Origin of the sequence: Sphingomonas oleivorans, assembly GCF_003050615.1 — a bacterium.
Taxonomy (GTDB): domain Bacteria; phylum Pseudomonadota; class Alphaproteobacteria; order Sphingomonadales; family Sphingomonadaceae; genus Sphingomonas_H; species Sphingomonas_H oleivorans.
The window spans coordinates 146,674-168,790 of the sequence record NZ_NWBU01000005.1 but is presented as its reverse complement, the minus strand read 5'-3'; the positions used below and the strand labels follow the sequence as shown (position 1 = coordinate 168,790).

General features: G+C 66.6%; 25 protein-coding genes. 13 read left to right on the top strand and 12 right to left on the bottom strand.

What is annotated here, in order from left to right; all coding sequences use genetic code 11:
* Positions 1 to 216: 216 nt before the first annotated feature.
* The gene (locus CLG96_RS06265; RefSeq protein ID WP_107967019.1) at positions 217 to 1,299 is read left to right on the top strand and encodes an AI-2E family transporter; all 1,083 of its coding nucleotides are present in this window, start codon (positions 217 to 219) and stop codon (positions 1,297 to 1,299) included.
* A 105-nt stretch (positions 1,300 to 1,404) separates the two neighbouring features.
* Here the strand turns inward: CLG96_RS06265 and CLG96_RS06260 are convergent, their stop codons facing one another.
* Positions 1,405 to 2,124 (bottom strand): glutathione S-transferase, encoded by a 720-nt coding sequence (locus tag CLG96_RS06260; RefSeq protein WP_107967018.1) that lies wholly within the window; start codon positions 2,122 to 2,124, stop codon positions 1,405 to 1,407.
* Positions 2,125 to 2,255: 131 nt separating this feature from the next.
* Between CLG96_RS06260 and CLG96_RS18665 the strand changes: the two genes are divergently transcribed.
* Positions 2,256 to 2,420 carry a hypothetical protein gene (locus tag CLG96_RS18665; RefSeq protein WP_165799554.1) on the top strand — a complete coding sequence of 55 codons (165 nt, stop codon included), beginning with the start codon at positions 2,256 to 2,258 and terminating at the stop codon, positions 2,418 to 2,420.
* A gap of 6 nt (positions 2,421 to 2,426) precedes the next feature.
* Here the strand turns inward: CLG96_RS18665 and CLG96_RS06255 are convergent, their stop codons facing one another.
* A complete protein-coding gene (locus CLG96_RS06255; protein ID WP_165799553.1) occupies positions 2,427 to 3,191 on the bottom strand; it encodes an AraC family transcriptional regulator in 765 nt (254 codons plus the stop codon).
* 263 nt (positions 3,192 to 3,454) lie between these two features.
* On the opposite strand from CLG96_RS06255, the gene CLG96_RS06250 reads away from it, so the two are divergent.
* Positions 3,455 to 4,294, top strand: coding sequence for an N-acyl homoserine lactonase family protein (locus CLG96_RS06250; RefSeq protein ID WP_107967016.1), 840 nt, complete (start codon positions 3,455 to 3,457; stop codon positions 4,292 to 4,294).
* Positions 4,295 to 4,641: 347 nt separating this feature from the next.
* Entirely contained in the window at positions 4,642 to 5,106 is a 465-nt protein-coding gene (locus CLG96_RS06245; RefSeq protein WP_207796609.1) for a group I truncated hemoglobin, read from the top strand.
* 72 nt (positions 5,107 to 5,178) lie between these two features.
* Here CLG96_RS06245 and CLG96_RS06240 read toward each other — a convergent pair whose 3' ends face one another.
* The 6 genes from CLG96_RS06240 to CLG96_RS06215 all read right to left on the bottom strand — a co-directional run bounded on the left by CLG96_RS06240 (position 5,179) and on the right by CLG96_RS06215 (position 12,445).
* Positions 5,179 to 6,129, bottom strand: coding sequence for a hypothetical protein (locus tag CLG96_RS06240; protein WP_133175365.1), 951 nt, complete (start codon positions 6,127 to 6,129; stop codon positions 5,179 to 5,181).
* A gap of 86 nt (positions 6,130 to 6,215) precedes the next feature.
* The gene (locus CLG96_RS06235; protein ID WP_107967013.1) at positions 6,216 to 8,369 is read right to left on the bottom strand and encodes a hypothetical protein; all 2,154 of its coding nucleotides are present in this window, start codon (positions 8,367 to 8,369) and stop codon (positions 6,216 to 6,218) included.
* A 41-nt stretch (positions 8,370 to 8,410) separates the two neighbouring features.
* Complete coding sequence (locus tag CLG96_RS06230; RefSeq protein ID WP_107967012.1) at positions 8,411 to 9,199, bottom strand: hypothetical protein; 789 nt, start codon at positions 9,197 to 9,199, stop codon at positions 8,411 to 8,413.
* Between the two features lie 248 nt (positions 9,200 to 9,447).
* Entirely contained in the window at positions 9,448 to 10,182 is a 735-nt protein-coding gene (locus tag CLG96_RS06225) for a LytR/AlgR family response regulator transcription factor (protein ID WP_107967011.1), read from the bottom strand.
* Positions 10,183 to 10,204: 22 nt separating this feature from the next.
* Positions 10,205 to 11,353, bottom strand: a complete 1,149-nt coding sequence (locus CLG96_RS06220; RefSeq protein ID WP_107967010.1) for a sensor histidine kinase — start codon at positions 11,351 to 11,353, stop codon at positions 10,205 to 10,207.
* 189 nt (positions 11,354 to 11,542) lie between these two features.
* Positions 11,543 to 12,445 carry a LysR family transcriptional regulator gene (locus CLG96_RS06215; protein ID WP_165799552.1) on the bottom strand — a complete coding sequence of 301 codons (903 nt, stop codon included), beginning with the start codon at positions 12,443 to 12,445 and terminating at the stop codon, positions 11,543 to 11,545.
* A 201-nt stretch (positions 12,446 to 12,646) separates the two neighbouring features.
* Here CLG96_RS06215 and CLG96_RS06210 point away from each other — a divergent pair, with 201 nt between their 5' ends.
* The 5 genes from CLG96_RS06210 (at position 12,647) to CLG96_RS06190 (ending at position 16,363) form a co-directional block, all read left to right on the top strand.
* Positions 12,647 to 13,363, top strand: a complete 717-nt coding sequence (locus CLG96_RS06210; RefSeq protein WP_165799551.1) for a type 1 glutamine amidotransferase domain-containing protein — start codon at positions 12,647 to 12,649, stop codon at positions 13,361 to 13,363.
* A 26-nt stretch (positions 13,364 to 13,389) separates the two neighbouring features.
* Positions 13,390 to 14,283, top strand: coding sequence for a type 1 glutamine amidotransferase domain-containing protein (locus CLG96_RS06205; protein ID WP_207796608.1), 894 nt, complete (start codon positions 13,390 to 13,392; stop codon positions 14,281 to 14,283).
* A gap of 106 nt (positions 14,284 to 14,389) precedes the next feature.
* Positions 14,390 to 14,686, top strand: coding sequence for a putative quinol monooxygenase (locus CLG96_RS06200; protein WP_107967007.1), 297 nt, complete (start codon positions 14,390 to 14,392; stop codon positions 14,684 to 14,686).
* An 85-nt stretch (positions 14,687 to 14,771) separates the two neighbouring features.
* Complete coding sequence (locus tag CLG96_RS06195; RefSeq protein WP_107967006.1) at positions 14,772 to 15,338, top strand: TetR/AcrR family transcriptional regulator; 567 nt, start codon at positions 14,772 to 14,774, stop codon at positions 15,336 to 15,338.
* 56 nt (positions 15,339 to 15,394) lie between these two features.
* A complete protein-coding gene (locus CLG96_RS06190) occupies positions 15,395 to 16,363 on the top strand; it encodes a quinone oxidoreductase family protein (protein ID WP_107967264.1) in 969 nt (322 codons plus the stop codon).
* Positions 16,364 to 16,557: 194 nt separating this feature from the next.
* Here the strand turns inward: CLG96_RS06190 and CLG96_RS06185 are convergent, their stop codons facing one another.
* Positions 16,558 to 17,004, bottom strand: a complete 447-nt coding sequence (locus tag CLG96_RS06185; RefSeq protein WP_107967005.1) for an Rrf2 family transcriptional regulator — start codon at positions 17,002 to 17,004, stop codon at positions 16,558 to 16,560.
* 86 nt (positions 17,005 to 17,090) lie between these two features.
* Between CLG96_RS06185 and hmpA the strand changes: the two genes are divergently transcribed.
* From hmpA to CLG96_RS06170, 3 genes are read left to right on the top strand one after another with little or no spacing between them, the layout of a single operon-like run.
* Positions 17,091 to 18,281: an NO-inducible flavohemoprotein gene (gene hmpA, locus CLG96_RS06180; protein ID WP_107967004.1), complete on the top strand. Its 1,191-nt coding sequence runs from the start codon at positions 17,091 to 17,093 to the stop codon at positions 18,279 to 18,281.
* Between the two features lie 9 nt (positions 18,282 to 18,290).
* A complete protein-coding gene (locus CLG96_RS06175; protein ID WP_207796607.1) occupies positions 18,291 to 19,361 on the top strand; it encodes an NAD(P)H-dependent flavin oxidoreductase in 1,071 nt (356 codons plus the stop codon).
* A complete protein-coding gene (locus CLG96_RS06170; RefSeq protein ID WP_341476939.1) occupies positions 19,253 to 19,753 on the top strand; it encodes a tautomerase family protein in 501 nt (166 codons plus the stop codon). The genes CLG96_RS06175 and CLG96_RS06170 overlap by 109 nt, the downstream gene beginning before the upstream one ends.
* On the opposite strand, the gene CLG96_RS06165 is transcribed toward CLG96_RS06170, so the two are convergent.
* Complete coding sequence (locus CLG96_RS06165) at positions 19,750 to 20,304, bottom strand: N-acetyltransferase (protein WP_107967001.1); 555 nt, start codon at positions 20,302 to 20,304, stop codon at positions 19,750 to 19,752. The genes CLG96_RS06170 and CLG96_RS06165 overlap by 4 nt on opposite strands.
* Positions 20,301 to 20,669: a type II toxin-antitoxin system TacA family antitoxin gene (locus tag CLG96_RS06160; protein WP_243395652.1), complete on the bottom strand. Its 369-nt coding sequence runs from the start codon at positions 20,667 to 20,669 to the stop codon at positions 20,301 to 20,303. The genes CLG96_RS06165 and CLG96_RS06160 overlap by 4 nt, the downstream gene beginning before the upstream one ends.
* Before the next feature lie 152 nt (positions 20,670 to 20,821).
* Between CLG96_RS06160 and CLG96_RS06155 the strand changes: the two genes are divergently transcribed.
* Positions 20,822 to 21,160, top strand: coding sequence for a glycine-rich domain-containing protein (locus CLG96_RS06155; RefSeq protein WP_207796605.1), 339 nt, complete (start codon positions 20,822 to 20,824; stop codon positions 21,158 to 21,160).
* Between the two features lie 72 nt (positions 21,161 to 21,232).
* Here the strand turns inward: CLG96_RS06155 and CLG96_RS06150 are convergent, their stop codons facing one another.
* Positions 21,233 to 22,024, bottom strand: a complete 792-nt coding sequence (locus CLG96_RS06150; protein ID WP_243395676.1) for an endonuclease/exonuclease/phosphatase family protein — start codon at positions 22,022 to 22,024, stop codon at positions 21,233 to 21,235.
* Positions 22,025 to 22,117 lie beyond the last annotated feature (93 nt).

Sequence of the window (22,117 nt, the reverse complement as noted above, 5' to 3'; positions counted from 1 at the left end):
TCCCGTTGACGGAAGCGGACCGACCGAAATCGGCCAGTTCAGGCAGCCCCGGCGATGACGCCGGGCGTCAAGCGCCCCCAGGAGGGAAAGTGGACCTGCGAGTTCACATCGGCGCCGTTCATGGCCATGATATACAGGTGCCCCAGGCTTGATGCAGGAGCGACGCGTGGGGCGCTGGCTGGCGATGGCAGGAGACGGATGGCAGGAGACAGGGAATTGAGGACTGCGCCCGTTGGCATTGCGCAGGTAATTACCGGCACCGCCGCCGGAATGGCCTTGCTCTACTTCCTTCGGAGCATCCTCATCCCTGTGGTCGTGGCGTTCGTGCTGGCGATTCTGGTCAACGCGCTGGTACGGTCCATCGGGCGCCGGTGGCCGAGGTCGCCCGGCTGGGCAGTGGTGGCACTGGCGGGGGCAATCATCGGCATTTCCGCATTCGGCGCGATCTATGTGATCGCGCAGGGTGGGGTGGAGATAGCGGAGCAGGGGCCGGCGCTGGTCGCGCGGCTCGACCAGCTGGTGGAAGGGACCGGTCGTTGGCTGGGTCTGGACGAGCCGCTGCACCTTAGCAACCTGGTCGGCCGGATCAACGTTCCCCGGTTGGCGGGTGACGTGCTGGCGGGTGTGCAGGACATAGTGTCCGGCGTCTTCCTCATGATCGTCTATTTCGGCTTCATGCTCGCATCGCGCGCCAGGATCGCGCCGAAGGTGCGCAATATTGCCGCTTCGTCGGATCACGCGCAGGCAATCAGGGCGGGGATGGGAAGGATCGCAGCGGACATCGAGACCTATGTTTCGGTGCAGACGCTGACCGGATTGATGCTCGCGGGCATTTCGGGGCTCGTGATGGTGACCATGGGCCTCGACAATGCGCTCTTCTGGGCGATCATCCTCTTCCTCCTTTCCTACATCCCAATCATCGGGGTCACCATCGGATCGGTGGTGCCCGCCTTGTTCGCGCTGCTGCAATTTCCGACAGTGTGGCCGGCGGTGGTCGTGTTCGGCGGCATCCAGGTGGCCGCATTCGTAATCGGCAACCTCATATATCCGAGGATGCAGGCGGATACGCAGAATATCGACCCTGTCGCGACCATCCTGGCACTGTCCTTCTGGAGCTTTCTGTGGGGAATGCCCGGCGCTTTCCTCGCCGTGCCGCTGACGCTCATGCTGATGATGGTCTGCACCCAGTTCGAGAGCACCCGCTGGATCGCGGTGCTTCTATCGAACGACGGCCAGCCGCATTTTCCGCATGCTCTACGCGGGAGCCCAGCGGGGCGGGAGCAGACGGAAGCGGATTGATCGAGGACGTCGTCTGCGCGAAGGCTGCAGCGCCGCTTTCGAGCATGGCGGGCTGGAATGGAGGCCGGCATGGACGATGAGAGCCTGTTCGCAAGGCTTGGGTGATCATGTGATTGCGGCGGTCGAGGAAGAGGCGCTGTCCCGGCGGCGGTGCGGCTGGCTGCGAAGATCCGCAGTCCAGCTGCCGGCGCGCCGAGCCTCTTCCTCATGCTCCGGATCGCGCCAATGCTCTGCGATCGCCGCTTCATACCATGCCCGCATCGGCCCGAGCATGCGCAGCCGCGCGGCATAGGCATTTGCGGGCGCGCTTGTCTCGATGCCGTAGATCATGAACCGAAAGGCGACAGGCGCGAAGAAGGCGTCTGCCGCAGTGAAGACGCTGCCTGCCAGGAACGGCCCTCCGAAGCGGTCGAGCCCTTGCTGCCAGAGCGCGTCGATGCGCGCGATCTCGCGCGCGAGCGATGGCGGCATCGCGTCGAGGCGCACGCGGATGCCGAGGTTCATCGTGCATCGCTCACGCAGGGCGCCAAAGCCCGAATGCATCTCGGCCGCCGCGCATCGGGCCCAGGCGCGGGCGTCGGGATCGGCCGGCCAGACCCCGGCATGGCGTTCGGCCAGATATTCGGTGATCCCGAGCGAGTCCCACAGGAGCCGGGGGCCATCGACGAGGCATGGCACCTTTCCGCTCGGCGAGAAGGCCTCGAACGCGCCGTCGCCAAAGGGCACCAGCCGTTCATGGAAGGAAATGCCAAGCTGTTGCATCAGCAGCCAGGGCCGGAGCGACCAGGACGAATAATTTTTGTTGCCGATGTAGAGCTCGTACATGGCGCATGCCTCCCATCCCGATCCGGCCTCGCCATCGCATCGGATGAAGCGGCCGCCGCGCCTGATCGCACCGCGAATGCGCGTTGACCAGCCCCCGGTGCAAAGGATCGGACGACGATGCCGCGCGGGAAATGACGCCGCCGCCCGCCCGAACCGGCGCTCAATCCAATGTCATCTTCCAGTCCACCGTGGCACGGATCGGCGTGCCGCCGAGCTGGCAGCAGCTCAATGCCCGCAAAGCGTCAAAAGCCAGCGCTGACATGAAAAGCCAGTGCTGGCATGGGCGTCCGGCATGACCGTGATCAGCCGCTCGCCCGCATTTTGCTGGGAGGCATGCCATGGGCGGCGCGGAACCTTCGCGCGAAATGGGAGCGCGAGCTGTATCCCACCGCCTCAGCCGCCTGTGTGACGGAATAGGCCGGCGAGCCAAGCAGATTTCCCGCCGCTGCCATGCGCGTCGCCAGCAGCAGGTCCCTGAACGACGTCGCTTCCCTGGCCAGGCGTCGTCGCAGGGTGGAGGCGCCCAAGCCAAGCGCTCGCGCGAGGTCCTCGACGCGCCAGGCCCGCCCCGGATCGCTCCGCAGGACAAGCTCCGCCCTCTCGACGATCGAGGCGGCGAACAGAAGCCGCGCCGCTGGCGAGGATCTGACCAGCATCAGTATTTCCAGAATGCGGTGGCGCGCGAGCGCAGGCCCATGGCGTGGATCGGCGACGGTCGTGGCCGCGTGGCCATAGGCCTCGACCAAGTCCGGTGTCAGCTCGATCATCCGCCCGCGCGCCGGGCTCGGCTGCTCGGCCGCCATTCCAGGCAATTGGCGGATCGCGCCGCGCAACTCCGCGTCGACATTCATGCAAACGGACTCGTAGCGCCCCGTGCGGCTGTCGGGAATGTTGACGATGTCGAAGGATGTTCCAGCCGGCATGACGAACGGAATCCCGGCAGGGAGACGCTCGCAGACGTCGCCGGTCCAAAGCTCCTTCGTTCCGCTCACAATGACGACGATCGCCGGCTGGTCGAGCTGCTGCCGGCGGATCTGCTCCCGGGCAAAGACGCAATAGCTGAACACCCGCGCCGCGCCGGGCGCGCCATGCGCGACCGGGCCGCTGACGCCGGCGCCCAGGCTGAGCGCGGACAGCCGCGCCAGCAGCGCCTGTCGCAAGCCCTGATCCGATCCAGCTGAGGCTCTGCCGCTCATGCCAAGGCCATGGCCATCGCGCCCGGCGAAGGCAAGCCGTCAGTGAGCGTTTCGGGCTCATTCATGGTCGATACGGGCGCGTCCGGTCGTGGCTGCTCCATAAGGATGCCTCCCACCGAAAAGGAGGTTTTCCCATGCACATTCCCTGGCGCGCGCTGGGTGCGGTCTTCGTCCTGGCGCTGGCAGCTTCGCGATCGAACGCGGCGGCCCCTGAAATCAGCCTCTGGCGTCTGAACTGCGGCGAGATCCAGATGAACGACGCCTCGCCCCTCTCGGACACTGGCGCCTATGCGGGACAATCGCGCCGCTTGAGCAACGGCTGTTACCTCGTCCGTCATGGCAACGACTATCTGCTATGGGATGCGGGCCTGCCGGCCGCCCTGCTCGGAAAGCCGGTCGACGCCCAGCCGATCAGCCCGACGCTGGCGGCCGACCTGCCCAGCCAGCTGGCGAAGGTCGGCGTGCGGCCCGACCAGATCAGCCGGCTGGCGATCAGCCATTATCATTTCGACCATGTGGGCCAGGCGGCGGCCTTCCCGAAGGCCACCCTGCTGATCGGGGCCGGCGACTGGGCTGCGCTGCAGGCCGGCAAGACCCCGTTCGGCGCGGATAAGGCCTTGCTCGCGCCTTGGCTGACCGGCGGCGCTCGGGTCGATCCGATCGAAGGCGACCGCGACGTGTTCGGCGACGGATCGGTGGTGATCCTGGCCATGCCCGGTCATACGCCCGGCGCGACCGCGCTGCTCGTGCGACTGCACGAGCGCGGCCCCGTCATCCTGAGCGGCGACGTCGTTCACCTGGAAGCCCAATGGGCGGCGCAGGCCGTGCCGACCTGGAACAGTGAGCGCGCGGACTCCCTGGCCTCGATGGATCGCCTGCAAAAGCTGGCCGCCACCCTGAAGGCCAGGCTCATCGTCCAGCACGACCCGGCCGACATCGACGTCCTGGCGCGATTTCCCCTGGCCTCACGCTGAGCGCTGAAAATAGCTCTGACGGCAGTGGCTCGATAGCGGACGCCCCTGGGAGTCCTGCTAGGGGGATCAACGGTCACAGTCGGCCTGAAATATGCTAGGATCGGCTATCAGCGCATCCTCGGCTCGAGTGGGTCGAAAGCTCCTCTGGATCCATGGCTCCCGCTGCGAGGGCTTCCGGTGACGCCAGAGCTCGCCGGGCCAGAGCTCGCCGGGCCAGAGCTCGCCGGGGTTGCCAACTTGTCTCCTGCCAACAAAGGAAATTGGTCATGGAACAGGCTGTTTCGACTTTCATTACAAGACGAAGCATAGTCGCGGGGCTGGCGCTTTCCGCCGCCCCGGCGGCTATATTGGCGGGGGCGGAAAAGGCGCATGCAGAGCCCAGGCCCGAGAAAAGTCTGTACGAGCGGCTGGGCGGCATCTTCGCCATCGCCGCAGTGGTGGATCATTTCAGCGACGCCGTCGTGAAGAATCCTGTCGTCGGCCAGAATTCCAGGAACCCGCGGCTGCGGGAATGGCACACCAAAAATCTGGAAAGGCTGCCGGGCCTCAAATTCATGCGAACGCTCTGGCTCGCCGACGTTTCGGGCGGGCCGTACCGGTTCGTCCCCACAAAGCCCGGCGCGACGCGGCTCGGTCTTGAGGAGGCCCACCGGGAATTCCGCATCTCGCCTGCGGAATTCGATGAAGTCGCGGCGGAACTCGGACGGTCTCTCGACTTCTTCAAAGTCCCCGAGGCCGAGAAGGCCGAAGTCCTGGCAGCCTTCGCCGCCCACAAGGGCGAGGTCACCGCCGGCTATGTCGCGCCCGACTGAACCATGCTCGGACTGACCTTGGGGTAGGACGACGAGCCGTGCGCCCGCCCGAACCGGCGCTCAGGCCGGCGCTCAGTCCAATGTTATCTTCCAGTCCACCGTGGCACGGATCGGCGTGCCGTCCGGCCCGGCGTCGTTGACATTTTCGAGGACGCGGTGGCCGGTCATCAGCTTGCCGCCGGCGGGCATCGGCAATTCGAGCCAGCGGGTGCGCGCGTCGAGCTTCTCGGCCAGCCGCGCGCTGCCGCCCGTGCCGGTGAAGTCAACGTCGCGCGCCCCGCCCGGGCGACCGTCCGAGGCGGCGACCCGGGCCCAGATCGGCAGCTGGAGGCCGTACATGTTGGTCCTGGTGTCGATAACGGCGTTGAAGCGGCAATGATGCGTGTCGCCCTTGTCGCCCTTGCCGCCGCGCAGCGTGGCCGTGCCCGCCACGCTATAGGTCTGCCGCCGGAGACCGCCGGCACCCTCGCTGCCTTCGATCAGCGTCTCGTCATAGCGGTCGGCGGCGCTAAGCGTGGCAACCGAGCGCGGGCAGTCCCCGCTTATGACGAGGAAGCGCGCGAAATCCGGCAGATTGGCTTTGGGCATCTGCTTCGGCACTTCGATCTTGCCGGCGGCGTGGAGTTGGCGGGCCTTGCCCTTCATTGCCTGCACCAGACAGTCTTCATCCTCGCCGCAGGCGGCTTCAGCGGCCTCGAACGTGGCCGACAGGTCGGCGATGTCGGCTTTGCTCATCTTCTGCTCGGGAATCGGGCCTTCGATCGCGGGCGGCAGCTTGGCGTCGATCTCCTCGAAGCCCGAGGCCGGGCCATAATGGCCGACGAGCGGCATGCGGTAGACAAGCTTGCGGTCGTAGACATGGCTGCCATGCTCAAGGCTGCGCTTCCAGCTCCCCTGGCCGGCATAGGTGACGGTCACCTCGATCGTGCCGGTGCGCCTGTCGCCCGGCTGGGCGGCGTCGGCGGCGGCGAAGGCGGTCCCGGCGACGAGCGCGGCGCCGAGAATAGGTGCGATGCTTGTCATGTCGTTCATTCCTCTCGATATCGGGTAACGGTTCGCCTGGGATGTCATGCGATGCGCGCGGCGGGCGCTTCGCGGTCGAGCGCTGGTCAGGGCGCGGAGCCGCCGCTGGCGGCGAATTCGGCGCGCCGGTCGCCTTCGGTCAGGATCACCCGCACCGGGCGCGCGCCGGCATCGGGATGGAAGCTGTATTTGGCGCGCAACTCGGCACCGGGCTCGATCGCAGGGGTCGAGGCGAAAGCGACGCGCCCCTCGGGCGTCGCGCGCAGGATCTGGCCGTTGACCTTGCCGACGCCGTCCGAATCCTCGAGCCGGACCATCAGCGCGCCCGAAGTCGCATAGAGCGGCGCGCCCGTCGCGTTGCGCAGCGTCACGAACACGTCGATCCGCGCCTGATCGCGCGCGGCCACCACCCGATCGACCCGCACATCATATTTCTGCAGCGACTGGAAACCGGCATTGGGCTGCGGCTGCGGCCCGGGCTGCGGTTGTGGTTGTGGTTGCGGCTGTGGTTGCGGTTGCGGTTGCGGCTGTCCTTGGGGCTCGCCCGCCGGCGGCATGCCGCCGGGATTGCGGGCATGCGCCGCGCACGCATTCGGGGCGGGCTGGCTCTCGCCATTGACCATCACCCCGTTGAGCAGCACGTGGCGCCCATGGATGGCGCCGTTGCCGCCCAGGCTCGCGGTCATGGTGCGGCCGTCGCCGGCGACCTCGATCGTCACCGGCTCGCGCGTCGCGTCGGGGACGGCCATCAGCCATGTGCCTTCGAGCCGGAAATTGTCGCTGCTCGCGCGCAGGTCCATCAGATATTGGGTGATCCGCCCGTCATCGGAAAACATCGCTGCGGTCGCGGTCGGCGGGTGCACGCGGATGCGCAGCATGCCGACCTCGGTGCACCAGTTCGCATTCAGCAGCCGGACATGGCCGGGCATCGACGGCGGGGGCGGGGGCGAGGGCGCCGGCTCGGGATCGGGCTCGGGATCGGGCTGGGGCCCCGGCGCGGGCGCGTCGTTGCGCTCGGCATAGGGGCCGGCAGGCACTTCGCCGCTGATATCCCATTCGGCCGCGCGCTTGCCGTCGACCAGCAATATGGCCTTGGCATAGGGCCGGTGGGGCACATCGACATGGCCGAAGATGAATCCCGCCCGCGCGCAGCGCACTTCGCGGGTCAGCCAGCGCTGCTCGCCCGACATATGGTAGAAATGATCGGTCGCAATCCCGCTGCCGTCGGCCTCCTCGAGCCGCAGCGACAGATTGTCCGGGCTCAGCGCGCGCGGCGCCATGTTGGGGCTTATGACGAGCAGGCTGTTGATGTAGCGCGCGCGTCCGTTCGCGACGCCGCTCGCGGTCCGGTCGAAATGGCGCTCGACCAGCAGGTCGCCCGCGCGGGTCATCCCGGAATTGGCCTGGACGCAGCCCAGATCCTCCTGCGGCCGCCGGGCATGGGGCGCGGGCGCCGAGCCGCGCACGCGGCGGCCCTCGAACGTCTCCTCGCGCATCGCGCCCATCGCCTCGCGCGTGATCCGCGCGTAGAAGATCTCGGCGTCGCGCCCCATTTCGAGGCGGAAGCTGCCCGCGCCCGAAGTGCCGTTGATGCCCCGCCATGCACCGGTCAGCCGGCCGGTGTCGGGCTCGGTGAAGGGGCCGGCGGGCACCAGCGAAACCTGCCTCTGCGCGGCGACCTGGCCCGCGCCCCCGGGCGTGACGAGCGTGCCGACGAGGTGATAGCCATCGGCCTCGATCGACAATTCGCCATGCGGCGTCCGCCACTTGCCGACCCACATCGACCGGTCGAGCGTCGCCATGTCGATCGGGACCGCCGACCAGGTCGTGCGCCCGCCGATGCTGCTGTCGTTGACGTGGCGCGCCTCGAACCGCCGGCCGTCGGCGGAAAGGCGGATGACGAACTCGATCGGCTTCGCCGGATCGTCGGGATCGGGCGACTGCGCGAGCAGGCCATGCGCCGCCGACCAGCGGATGCCGAGCGAGCGCCACTTGCCCTCGGCATAGAGCCGGCCGATCGCCTTATCCTCCTCGATCGTCTCGATCGCAATCTGGCCGAAGGGCGTCTGCCAGTGCCGCATGAGCCGCACTATATCGAAACGCGCCGGCCATTCGGGCTGGGCGGCATCGGCGGGCAGGGGGCTGCCGGTGAAGCCGGCCTGCTGCGCGGGCGCCGACAGCATCGGCACGGCGAGCGCCGTCAATGCAGCGGGAAAGCCCGCCGCGAACAGCATCTTCATGGCTCGAAAATCCTCTGGAAAGTGATGCGGGGGCGGGGGGCTCAGTAGACCTCGACCCAGCTGTCGCTGCCGGCATATTCGTTGAGCCTGCCCCAGCAGACGAGCCCGGGCCGCTCGGCGCTCGCGCTGCCGCGCGTCAGCCGGTAGTGGAGCTGCTTGCAGCGGAAGCCGTTCACCGCGCCTTCGCTCCGGACGGTGATGACCCCCGCGGCGCTCCCGCTGGTCCAGGGCAGGGTCGCCCCGACCGCGAGATTGCCGAGCTTCTTCGCCCAGCCATTATATTCGCCGCGCAGCTCGCTCACATAGGCCTGGCGCGCCCAGCTTTCATAGGCATGGCCGCCCTCGCACGATGCGCAGCGCACCTTGCCGAATGCGTCGAACGCGGCGATCTGCGCCTTGATCGTGTCGGCGACGGGCATCCGGCTGGGATATTGGACATCGGCCGCCGCGGTTTCGCGCCGCGCGCGTCCGGTGGCCGATGCCGGAGCAGCCGGGCGCGTCCCGGTCCCGTCTTCGCCGCCTCCGCTTGCCCTGTCCGTCGCTGCGCAGGCGGCGCGCGCCCCGGCATCGGCGGCGCCGCGTTCGGCCGTAGCGCGCGCGACGCCGCCGAGATCGGACTTGAGATCGCCATCGCCGCGCAGCGCGCCGGCGATCGAGCCTTCCAGGCCCGAGCTGCGCGCCGCCGACAGGAGCCCGCCCAGGCCGCGCTTCTTCTTCGGCTTGGCGGCGACCGCGCACCCATCGTCCTGCGCGCGCGCCGGCGTTGGCGGCCAGGCCATCGCCATCATCGCCCCGACGGCCGCGGCCGTCGCCACTCGAATCCGCTTCATCTCGTCCTCGCAAACTGTCTCGATCCCGGAATGACCGATTGGCGGCGCGCGATCATCGCCGCCGCGTCGGGAGCGTGCCGCTGATAGTCGGACGCTTCGGCGCGCGACGAAAACCGGCGCGGATGCGGTGAACGCTTCGGCTGCTCCGGATTCTTGTCCTGCCGCCGGGGCGATGACGCGCGCAGAGCAGCTCGTTCGCCGCCGGCACCGTCCCGGCCGGGCCCCGCTACATCCCGCTACACATCCCGTTATACATGGAGCGCTTCGCTCACCGCCCTGGCATAGTTCGGGCCGACCGCGACTTCGGCGCCGTCGCTCAGCACCAGGGTGAGCAGCCATTTGTCCATCCGCCGCGTCTCGACCACCCGCGCGAGCCGGACGAAGGCCGATCGATGCACCCGCATCAGCTCGGCCGGATCGATCCGCTTTTCGAGCGCTGACATGGTCGTGCGGTAGAGATAGCTGCGCAGCGCCGTGTGCAGCATCGCATAATCCCCCGCCGCCTCGATCCAGTCGATCGCCGCGACGGGGACGCGCACCTGCCCGTCGCGCAGCGGCACCCAGATCGTCTCGTCATAGCCCGAAGGCGGCGGCGCCGTTTCGACCGCCTGCGCCGCGCGGCGCCCCGCCTGACGCCGCTTCGCGCGCTCCACCGCCTGGCGCAGCCGGTCGAACCGCACGGGCTTCAGCAGATAGTCCGCCGCCTCGACCTCGAACGCGTCGGGAGCGAAATGCTCGAACGCGGTCACGAACACGATCTCGGGGCGCGCGTCGAAGGGCAGGGTGCCGGCGAGCGCCAGGCCGCTCATCTCGGGCATTTGGATGTCGAGCATCACGAGATCGGGGCGGAGCCGCTCGATCGCCGCCTGCGCCTCCCTGCCATTGGCGGCCGTCCCGACGATTTCGGCCTCGGGGATGTTCCTGAAGAAGGCGGCCAGGCGGTCGAGCGCCAGCGGCTCGTCATCGACCAGCAATATGCGCATTTCCTTCCCCTCCAATGCCCCGCTATCCCGCCTGGGCCGGACCGGCCGGCACGTGCCGGGCCGCGGCGGGCAATTTGGCGGGCAGGGTGATGCACGCCGCGAACCCGTCGTCGCTTGGGGTCGCGTCCAGCCGTGCCCGGGCGCCATAGACCGCGTCCAGGCGCGCGCGGACATTGGCGAGGCCGAGCCCCGTGCCCTTGGCGCCGCCGGCGCATGCCGATCCGGCGTCATCGCGCACGCAGATGCGCACCGCAGCGTCAATCGATGCCACGTCGATCCGCAGCGTTACCGTCCGGCTGGTCGCGCCGACGCCATGCTTGATCGCATTCTCGACCAGCGGCTGCAGAAGAAAGGCCGGCACGGGCGTCTCGCGCAGCGCCATCGGGCACTGCATCTCCACCTTGAGCCGATCGCCGAGCCGGGCCGCCTCGATCTCCAGATAGTCGGAGACGGTTTGCAGCTCGTCCTCGATCGCGACCAGGCCCGTCTTGGCGGAGGCGAGCGTGGCGCGCAGGAAATCGCACAGCTTGGCCAGCATCGCTTCCGCCGCGTCGGCGCGGCCGGTGATGACCGCGGAGGAAATTGCATTGAGCGTGTTGAACAGGAAATGGGGGTTGAGCTGGTAGCGCAACGCCTCGAGCCGCGCCGAGGTGGCTGCGCCTTCGGCCGCCGCCGCCGCCAGCGCCGCCCGGTTCGCCGCCTCGCGCGCATCGGCAAGCTCGCGCGCGCGCGCCGCCATCTGGGCATTGTGGATGAGGATCAGATATATTGCGGCGATCAGCGCGAACAGCGGCACCCAGCCGACAAAGTTCGCGATCGCACGAAATACGGGATTCTCCGCGCCGAGCTCGGGATTGAGCCAGCGCATCAGCCACTGGCTCTTATAGGCATCCATGATGGTCGTGAGCCCCGCCATCCCGACCGCCGCCATCGCCGTCGCGCCATAGCGTCGCCAGAGCGGTGTTTCGCGAAGCCGCCAGGCGACCCGGAAGAGGATTGCCGAAATGAAGATGCCGATGACGGTCGTCGATCCGACGCCGGCGACCATCGAGGCGGAGAAGGGATAGTCGGACAGCAGCGCCGGCAGCATGAAGAGCCCGGCAGTCGCCAGCCAGAGGCCGATCGTCAACGCGATCGCCTGACGCCGGATCGTGCGGTCGAGTTCGTCCATGACCGATGCCTAGCCGCGCGTCGCGCCGCAGGCGAGAGTATCCGGCGCGCGATCGATCGTTTTCATCGTTCACGCCGCGGGGGACGTCCGCACGCCCCGGAGATGGATGACCGCCAGCACGGCCGCGGCGAAGGCGGCGAGCTTCTCCTCGAAGGCGTCATGGCGCGCCCCCTCAACGCGGCGGGCCTCTCATTCCGGCGTGACCAGGAAATCGATCAGCGCGCGCGTCGCGGCCGACATGCGCCGATGCGGCGCGAAAATCACCGAGAAGGGACGGGATCGTCCTCGCGCATGTTCGAGCAGCTCGACCAAGCGTCCTCGGGCGATGTGATCCCGTACGATGAAATCATAGGTCTGGCAGATTCCCATGCCGCGCTCGGCCAGTGAAACGACCCCCAGCACGTCATCGAAGATTCGCACGCGCCCCGGCGGCGTCCAGTCCAGATCGCGGCCGTCGAGGCGAAACAGCCAAGGCGCATCACGGCCCGTGCTGGGCATCACGAACGGCAAGCACTGGTGGCTCGCCAGATCCTCGATCGTCTTCGGCGTCCCGGCCCGCTCGAGATAGTGCGGAGAGGCCACGAGGCACAGCGGCGCGTCCTCCAGCTTGCGCCCGATCAGCCCGCTGTCCGGCAACGGCCCGAGCCGGATGGCCAGGTCATAGCCCTCCGCCACCAGATCGACGTTCCGGTTGGTGATGCTCAGCTCCACATTCACCAGCGGATAGGCCTGGGCGAAGCGGCTGAGCGTCTCGGGCAGGCGGTAATGGCCATAGGTCGTCGAGACGCTGACGCGCACATGGCCGGCCAACAGGTCTCCATCCTGTCCCTGGATGGCCCGCTCGGCGTCCGCGATCAACGAAAAGGCGCTGCGAACCTGCTCCAGATAGGCGCGCCCGGCCTCGGTCAGGCTGAGGCGCCGGGTCGTCCGCCGCATGAGCTGGACGCCGAGGCGCGTCTCCAGGCGGCTGATCGCGCGGCTGACGACGGACGGCGTCGTCGACAGGGCGACGGCGCCCGCCGTCATCGATCCGTTCTCGACGACGCTCACAAAGGCTTCGACATCGTCGAGATGGGCAAAACGCCGCGTCACTCCTGCCTCCCGAACATGAATATATTCCTCGCGCGCACTGTTCGTGGAGGGCGCCGCCGCCATCGGCAAGGCCCCGATGGGTCGCATTATTGCTTTCTGAGAACAAATGATTTCGCGCAAGCCGGATTTATCGCCCGAGCATAGGCCAATAAATCTCCGCTATCGGGACGCACTTCAGCGTCAAGATTTCAGGAGAAGACCTTGGCCAGCGAAAATATCGGCGCTCCAGCGCAAAAGCCCGTGCTGTTCGTCCTCACCAGCCATGGCGTGAAGGGCGACAGCGGCGAGCCCACCGGCTTTTACCTGGGCGAAGTCACCCATCCTCTCGCCGTGCTCGATGCTGCCGGCATCGCGGTGGAATTCGCCTCCATCGACGGCGGCGAGCCGCCGGTCGACGGCCTCGACCTGAACGATCCGACCAACGCGCATTACTGGAACGACGAACGTTTCCGTGATGCCATTCGCCGCACGCCACGCCTCGGCGACGTCGATCCGTCGCGCTACGCCGCGATCTTCTTCGCGGGCGGACACGGTGCGATGTGGGACTTTCCGACCAGCCCCGCCGTGCAGCGCGTCACGCGCGACATCTACGAGGCGGGCGGTCTCGTCGCCGCCGTCTGCCACGGCCCGGCCGCACTGGTGAACGTCACGCTCGGCAATGGCAGCCATCTCGTCGCCGGCAAGAATGTCAGCGCGTTCACTGACGAGGAGGAGCGGGCGGTCAAGTTGGACCAGCTCGTGCCCTTCCTCCTCGCCAGCACCTTGTCGGCACGCGGCGCGCACCACCATGCGGCCCCCGCATGGACGGCCAAGGTCGTCGTCGATGGAAGGCTGGTGACCGGCCAGAACCCGCAATCGGCGACCGGCGTCGGCGAAGCCCTGCGGGATCTGCTGACCGCCCGGACCGAACGCGCCTGACAGCGCCATAACGCCATAACAAGGCGATGACCGGCCCCTCCCGCTCGTCGGAGGGGCCTCCTCCCCGGAGAAGCATGATGAAACTCATTCCTACGCTCGCGGCCGCCCTGGCCCTCAGCCTCAGCGCCGCCGCCGCCCATGCCGGCAATGTGCTGGTCGTCCTCTCGGATTCGGACCATCTCGACCTGCGGGACGGCCGGGTCTTCAAGACGGGCTTTTACCTCAACGAGCTGATGCAGCCGGTCCAGGCCCTGCGCGATGCCGGTCACGAGATCGTCTTCGCGACCCCGCGAGGCGCGGCGCCGACGCTCGACCAGTCCTCGGTGGACAAGATGTATTTCAACGGGGACGAGACGGCGATGCAGGCCAGCCTCGCCCTGCTCGCCCAACTCAAGCTGACCTCGCGCAGCGAGTCGCCCGTCGTCAGCCTCGCGCGCGTCGAGCAGAGGGGCTACGACCAGTTCGACGCCGTCTATGTGCCGGGCGGCCATGCGCCGATGCAGGACCTGCTCGTCAGCCCCGAGCTGGGCCGGCTGCTGGCCGACTTCCACGCCAAGGGCAAGACCACGGCGCTGGCATGCCACGGCCCGATCGCTCTGCTCTCGACCCTGTCCGATGCGCAGGGCTTCGTCGGCCGGCTTGAAGCCGGCAACGGCGCCGGAGCGCGCCCGGGCTGGATCTACGCCGGATACCGGCTGACCGTGATCAGCAACCAGGAAGAAGAAATCGCCAAGGGGCTGCTCAACGGCGGGACGATGAAGCTCTACCCGCAGACGGCGCTTCAGGCCGCCGGTGCGAACTATGTCAGCAACAAGACGCCATTCTCGGCGAACATGGTGATCGATCGCGAGCTGATCACCGGCCAGAACCCGGCTTCTGCCCCCGAGGTCGCCAAGGAACTGCTCCGGCGGCTGAAATAGATCAGCCCGCCAAAGGCGCGGCGATCGCAGGGCATCCGCCCGCCGTCCGGGCTCCGGCGATCGCCCGGCCCCAGCGCGTTGCGCGCTTCATCAAAGGATTCGAAAAATGGTTGACAGCATCAAGGTCGTCGCGCGCGTCGTCATAACGCCCGGACGGGAAGCCGTGTTCGAGGAACAGGCTGGCCTTCTCTCCACCGCGACGCGGAACGAGGAGGGCTGCCTCTCTTATCATCTGTACCGCAATCCGACGCAGCGGGGCGTCTACGTCTTCGTCGAGGACTGGGCATCGCGAAACGCCTGGGAAAGGCACATGTCCGGCGCGGCGATCCGGTCCTTCAACGCCCAGCTGCCCGCAGGATCGATCGCCCATATCGAAATCCACGCGCTCGAACAGATCGCCTGACCCGAGCACGCCCGCGCCTCCGAAAAATAGCGCGAGCTTCAACGCGCCTCTTGAATGTTCATTCCATAATGAATAGATGGCGTCCATGGCAAGACCAAGGGAATTCGATGCGAACGCGGCGCTCGATGCCGCGATCGGCGTCTTTCGCGAACATGGGTTCGAGGGCAGCTCAGCCGCGATGCTCGTCGACGCCATGGGGATCGGACGCCAGAGCCTGTACGACACTTTCGGCGACAAGTGGCAGCTCTACCGCTCGGCGATGCGTCGCTACGGAATGGGCGAATGTGCCGCGCATTTCGAGGCGCTTCGCAGTGGGGCCCGGGCCATAAACGGGATCGAGGCGATGTTGCGCAGGGTGGTCGACACGGCGGACCAGCCCTGCCTCGGCATGGGCTCGATCTGCGAGTTCGGCACGTCCCGGCCCGATCTCACGGACATCAACGCATCTCTTGCCAGGGCAATGCGCGAGGCGATCGCCGAGCGCGTCCGGGATGCGCAGCAGGAAGGCGATGTCGCCGCCGGGATCGAAGCCGGAGCGATGGCCGATTTTCTGATCGCCGCTATCGCCGGCATCCGCATCGCCGGGCGCGGTGGTGCCGACCGCGCGACTTTGACCAGCCTTGCCGAGCTGGCGCTCAGGGCATTGCGATAGCTGCCCCCCTTTTTTTGACTTGTTATGGAACGTTCATTCAAATTTGGAGCAAGATGATGAAAGCTGTTGTGATGAACGGCATTGGCGGCCGCGAGATGCTGGAGCATGTCGAGCGCCCAAACCCCGTGGCAGGGCCCGGCCAGGCGCTGGTCGAGATCGGCTTCGCGGGCGTCAATTTCATGGACATCGGCGTGCGGCAGGGCATGGCCTGGACGGAGATGCCCAATCCCAAGATCCTCGGCGTGGAAGGCGTCGGTCGGGTCCTGGCGGTGGGCGAGGGCGTCGAGGGCATCGAGCCCGGCCAGCGGGTGGCCTGGGTCTATGCGCCCGGAAGCTATGCGGAGCGGATCGCAATTGCCGCCGACGCTCTGGTGCCGGTTCCCGACGCGATCGACGACCGCGCCGCCGCGTCCGTAATGATGCAGGGCCTCACCGCCAGCCACTTCGCGACCGACTTTTACCCGGTGCAACCCGGCGACGTCGCCTTCATCCATGCGGCGGCGGGCGGCGTCGGTCTGCTCCTGACGCAGATCGTCAAGCTGAGGGGCGGGCATGTCATCGGTCGCGTCTCTTCGGCCGACAAGGTGGCGGCCGCCAAGGAGGCCGGTGCCGATCATGTCATCGTGGATACGGAGGGCCGGTTCGCCGAGGAAGCGCTCCGCCTGACGAACGGCGAAGGCGTGCACATCGTCTATGACGGGTCCGGGCCGAAGACCTTCCAGGGGTCGCTCGACGTGCTGCGCCGGTCGGGCACCTTCTGCTGGTACGGCCCCGTCCTCGGCGGCCCTGGGCCGCTCGACATCATGAGCCTGCCGAAGAGCATCAAGATCGGCTATGCGACCTTCTTCGATCACATCCATAGGCCCGAACTGCTCCGCGCGCGCTCGGCGCAGCTGTTCGACTGGATCGCGGACGGAAAGCTGAAGATCAGGATCGGCGGGGAATATCCGCTGGCGGACGCGGCCAAGGCCCATGCCGACATGGAAAGCCGCAAGACCAGCGGCAAGCTGCTGCTCGTTCCATAAGCGGCAAGGTCGCCATCGTCTTCGCGGCACGCGCGCATCGGCAAGCTCGCGCGCGCGTGCCCCCATCTGGGCATTAACGACCTGCTTGAGCATGATGCATGCGAAGGCGACGATGCGCAGGCCGGCGAGCGTGCGGGCGTAGCGGATCGGCCGGCCGGATCATCGTCGATGTGAACAGCGAAAGACCAATGCGCTCAGGCGAGGGCAGCGCCGGCGGGCAGGGGGGCGCTGTCGAACAGCGCGCGCAGGTCAGCCGGCCGCGCGACGAGATCGGCGAGGCTATATTTGTCCAGAACCGCCAGGAAGGCCCGCGTCGCCTCGGCCAGCAGCTTCGGCAGGCTGCATGCGGGGGCGATCAGGCAATCGTCGCAATCGACCAGATCGAAGCCCCCCTCGGTATGGCGGACGAGCTGGCCAAGATTGATTTCCGCAGCCGGACGCCCGAGCCTCAGCCCGCCATTGCGTCCGCGCACCGTCTCGACAAAGCCGGTCCGGCCAAGGTCCTGAACCACCTTCATCAGATGGTTCTGCGAGATGCCGTAAAGGCGGGCGATCTGGCCGATCGAGGCGATCTCCCCCTCATGCGCGCCCAGATGGATGAGCACCCGCAACGCATAGTCCGTGTAGCGCGTCAGCTTCATCGCCGGGATAATAGATGCATTACACTTGCATGTATAGCGCCGGGAGAATAGAGGTATCCAGAATACATCTTTATCGGAGCCCGATCATGCCGAAGCCCCTGTCCCCTGAAGCCATTGCGATCGTGAAGGCGACCGTGCCCGCGCTCGTCGAACATGGGACGGCGATAACATCGGCCATGTACCGGCGCCTGTTCGAGGATGCGGCGATCCGCGCGCTGTTCAACCAGGCCAATCAGGACAGCGGCGCCCAGGTGAACGCGCTGGCGGCGGCGGTGCTCGCCTATGCGCGCAACATCGACAATCTTGGCGCGCTCGGCCCCGCCGTGGAACGGATCGCGCAGAAACATATCGGCTATGCCATCCTGCCCGAACATTATCCCCATGTCGCTACCGCCCTGCTCGGCGCGATCGAGGAGGTGCTCGGCGAAGCGGCGACAGCCGAGATTCTCGCGGCCTGGGGCGAGGCCTATTGGTTCCTCGCCGAAATATTGATGGGGCGCGAAGCCGCGATCCGTGAGGATATCCTCGCCCGTCAGGGCGGCTGGACCGGCTGGCGCCGCTTCGTCATCGCGGAACGGCGGCGCGAAAGCGAGACGATCACCTCCTTCATCCTTCGCCCGGAGGATGGCGGGCCCGTGCTGCGCCACAAGGCGGGCCAATATCTGACCTTCCGCTTCGATGCCGCCGGGCGCCCGGGCCTCAAGCGCAACTATTCGATCTCCAGCGCGCCCAATGGCGATCATTACCGCATCACCGTCAAACGCGAGCCGGCGGGCGAGGCCTCGCGCTTCCTCCACGACGAAGCGGCCGTCGGCACCATCGTCGAATGCACGCCTCCCGCCGGCGATTTCTTCCTCTCGGATGCGCCGGAGCGGCCGATCATTCTGCTTTCGGGGGGCGTTGGCCTGACGCCCATGGTGAGCATGATGGAGGTCATCGCGGAGCGGCATCAAGCCGTTCCGACCTGGTATGTGCACGGGACCACCAACCGATCCACCCACGCGCTCGATACGCATGTCCGCGGGCTCGCCCGACGTCATGGCGCGGCCTCGGTCACGACCTTCTACGAGCAGGCGGCCGATGGCGACGCGCTCGCAGGCTTCGTCACGCTCGAATGGCTGCGCGCCAACACGCCGCTGGCCGACGCCGATTTCTACCTCTGCGGTCCCCGCCCGTTCCTGCGTGCCTTTGTGACGGGCCTGGCCGAGGCCGGAGTGCGGCCCAGCCGCATCCATTATGAGCTCTTCGGCCCGACCGACGAACTGCTGGCTGCCTGAGGAGAAGCGATGATGCTGGACAGGCTGGGCATATCGCTTCCGATCGTGCAGGCTCCCATGGCAGGCGTTTCGACGCCGACGCTGGCCGCGGCCGTATCGAATGCCGGCGGACTGGGCTCCATCGGCGTCGGCGCGACCGATGCCGCAGGCGCCCGGGCGATGATCGAGGAAGTGCGCGCACGCACCGATCGCGCGTTCAACGTCAATCTGTTCGTCCACGGCGCCGCCAAGGCCAATCCGAAGCGCGAGGCGGCGTGGCTGGAGTGGCTTGCGCCACGCTTCGCGGAGTTCGGCGCCACGCCGCCCACGGCGCTGCGAACGATCTACAGGAGCTTCGCCGACGATGCCGACATGCTGGCGATGCTGATCGAAACCAAGCCTCCCGTCGTCAGCTTCCATTTCGGCTTGCCCGCGGCTGATGCGATCGCCGCGTTGAAGGATGCGGGCGCAACGCTGCTCGCCACGGCCACGAGCCCCGAGGAGGCGCGTCGGATCGAGGAAGCGGGGATCGACATGGTCGTGGCGCAGGGCATCGAGGCGGGCGGGCATCGCGGCGTCTTCGATCCGGCCGCGCCCGATGACGCGCTCGGCACCTTCGCCTTGACGCGATTGCTGGTGCGGCAAAGTCCTCTGCCGGTGATCGCCGCGGGGGGCATCATGGATGGCGCCGGGATCCACGCGGCGCTTGGGCTCGGCGCGATTGCCGCCCAACTCGGGACCGCCTTCATATCCTGCCCCGAATCCAGCGCGGATGAAGGCTATCGCAAGGCGCTTGCCGGGGCCGGTGCCTATCATACCCGGCTTACGACCCTCATCTCGGGCCGGCCCGCACGCGCGCTTGCGAACCGCTTCACCGCGCTCGATGCCGAAGCCGCCGATCTGCTGCCGCCTGATTATCCGATCGCCTATGACGCGGGAAAGGCGCTGCATGCTGCGGCCAAGGCGGCCGGCGAGCATGGCTATGGCGCGCAATGGGCGGGGCAGGGCGCGCCGCTGTCCCGCGCCATGCCCGCAGCGAAGCTGATCGACAGCCTCATGCGCGAACTCCGCATCGCAACTTCACAGATCAGGGATTTCTGAAAATGCCGCTTCTTCGCATCGACGTCGTCAAGGGCCGCTCCGAGGCGGAGCTTCGGACGATGCTGCAAGCCATTCACGATGCCATGGTAGAGGCTTTCCAGGTTCCTGTGCGCGACCGCTATCAAGTGTTGACCGAGCATGAGCCTTCGCGCCTCATCCTTGAAGATACGGGACTTGGCTTCGAGCGCTCCGACAAGCGGGTGCTGATCCACATGACGACGCGGCCACGCTCCCGCGCGATGAAGCAGCTCTTCTATTCGCTGGTCGTCGATTATCTCGGCGAACGGTCTGGGATCGCTCCAGAGGACATCATGATCTCCTGCATCGAGAATGATGATGCTGACTGGAGCTTCGGTCATGGTCGCGCGCAGTTCCTCACCGCGGAACTCTAGCCGCCTTCGGCGATCAGCGCCTCGACGTCCGCCATGGGGAGATACATGCGCAGCGCGTTCGACTGGAACGCGGTAAAGCCATAGTCGGCATATAGCTTCCTGCGCCGCTCCACGCGCTTGGCATCGCCGCAGTCGAGGATGTCCAAAAGGATCACTCGCATGCCGACCGCTTCAGCAGCTCCGGCGAGACGGCGCAGGCAATCGGCCAGCAGGTCGCCGCCGAAGCCCCGTCCCTGATAGCGGGAGTCGACGCCGATCATGGAGATATAGGCTGCCGGAATATGTCCATGGCCAGGCCGATCGCGGCCGAATTTCCCGGGCAGATCGGAATAATGGATCGCGTGCGCGTTGATCGCATAGAAGCCGATAAGCGCTCCGTCCGGATCGGTCATGACGTGGACCCGAACGTTCCCGGCTTGAGCCAGCTTGTTCGCGGTCTTCTTGAAATAATTATCGACCTGTTCGATGCCGCACGAAAAAGCCGCCCGATCATGCTTGGATGGATCGAGCGGCTCGATGATGTATTTCACACCCGCCTGATTGCCTGTCACTTGCTGTCGATCGTCTCTCTATGGCGGGCAAAGGCGGCACGAAGCTTGTTCGTCGGCGCGGCCGGGCGATCGAGCGCGGCGAAGAAGGCCTTATGATCGATCGGCTGGAGCATGGTGTGCTCGTGCGCCGCAATCGTCTCCATGGCCGCCTTATACGCCGCATTCATCGTGAACGCAGAATCGTCCACTCCGGAAAGCGCAGCTGCCTTCTGGATGGTTTCCTTGATGCGCGGCTTGGTTCGAAACGACATGCGTTCCGAACTGCGCTCATCGATCGCGCTGATATCATCATGGTACGCCGGCATGGCTACCTCCTGTCTCCCTTGCGTGTCTTGTACGCCACATCGGCGCACATGGAAAGCCATTGTACGCCGTAGAGGCGTCACGGATATGATGCTCCGCCGTGGCGCGTAGTTCCATCCTCGGCCAGGCGCCCCGCCTAGGTCGACCTCCATGGGATCTCTGCGCATGGCAGCCCGTTGCACCCCGATTATCTATCGTGGTAATAGAATTTCAGATGCAAGTGACGTTCGGTCAACCTGCCGGCTATCGCGACCATCCGGTCTGGCTCTTGCTTTCCCGCTATACTATCGGCCCCGCAAATGTCGGCCTGCCCTTCGCGAAACGCCTTGCTCGCGAGAATGGCTGGACCGACGCGCACGCCGCACGCGTGATCGAGGAATATCGCCGCTTCTGCTTCCTGTCCGTCACCGGGGATGGCGAAATGACGCCGTCGGATGCCGTCGATCAGGTGTGGCACCTCCATCTCAGCTATAGCCGGGATTATTGGGAGCGCTTTTGTCCCAATGTCCTTGGCCGTGCGCTGCATCATGGTCCAACGGCGGGCGGGGATTAAACCACTGGGCAAGTCGGACTAGGGCCGATCGACATGCCGGTCGAGTTTGCCGGACCCCGACCTTCGCTTCGGTCAGATTTCCAGAATCAGCGGGCAGTGATCCGACACTTCGGGTTCGGCCACGACCGTGAACCCCAGGACCTCCACGGCATCGTTGACGAGCATATAGTCGGCAAATCTTCCCGGCTTCCGGTAATGAGAGGTGCGGGTGCCTTCGAAGCCGCGCGTCGTCACCAGATCCGTCAGCCCGATAGCGGCAAATATCGTGAATGTTTCGCTGTCAGGCTCGACATTGAAGTCGCCGCACACCACCAGCGGGTCTTCCGGTGTGGCGACGCTGGTCGCCAGCTCCGCCAGACGCCGCGCCTGGGCCAGTCGTTCGGATGTATCCATCTTTCCGTTCAGGTCGCGCAATCCATGCATATGCGCGATGCTGACGGATCGATCCCGCGCATAGTCATAGACCCGGATCGCATGCGCGCTGCGCGACCTGGGATGATCCCCATATCCGTATGGCGAAAAGGATTTGTGAACGAAACCCTGGGCTTGTGCGATGATCGGAAGCGATTTTCGGACGAAGGTCGCAAGGCCCCACTGGGACGGCACCGACTCATTTTCGTCCCACAGAACGCCCTGGGCCGCGGGACAGAATAGGGCCACATGCTCCGGAAGCGCTTCCGCGACGTCGCGAAAGAAATTCGCCCGCTGAGGCAGCATATGATCGCCATCCCGATAGGTCAGCCAATCCTTGCCTGTCGCAGGGCTATGCACCACCTCCTGAAGACAGAGGATGTCGGGCGAGGCCGTTTGAACATAGGGAATCAACGGGTCGTGCAGCTTGCCGCCCCAGCCATTGAGACACATTATCTTCAAGACGGGGTCCTGACCCTTCCAATCCGCTCAATTTCCAGAAACATGCAAACGAACATGGGTCAATATGCGCCGGCCTCCGGGGAG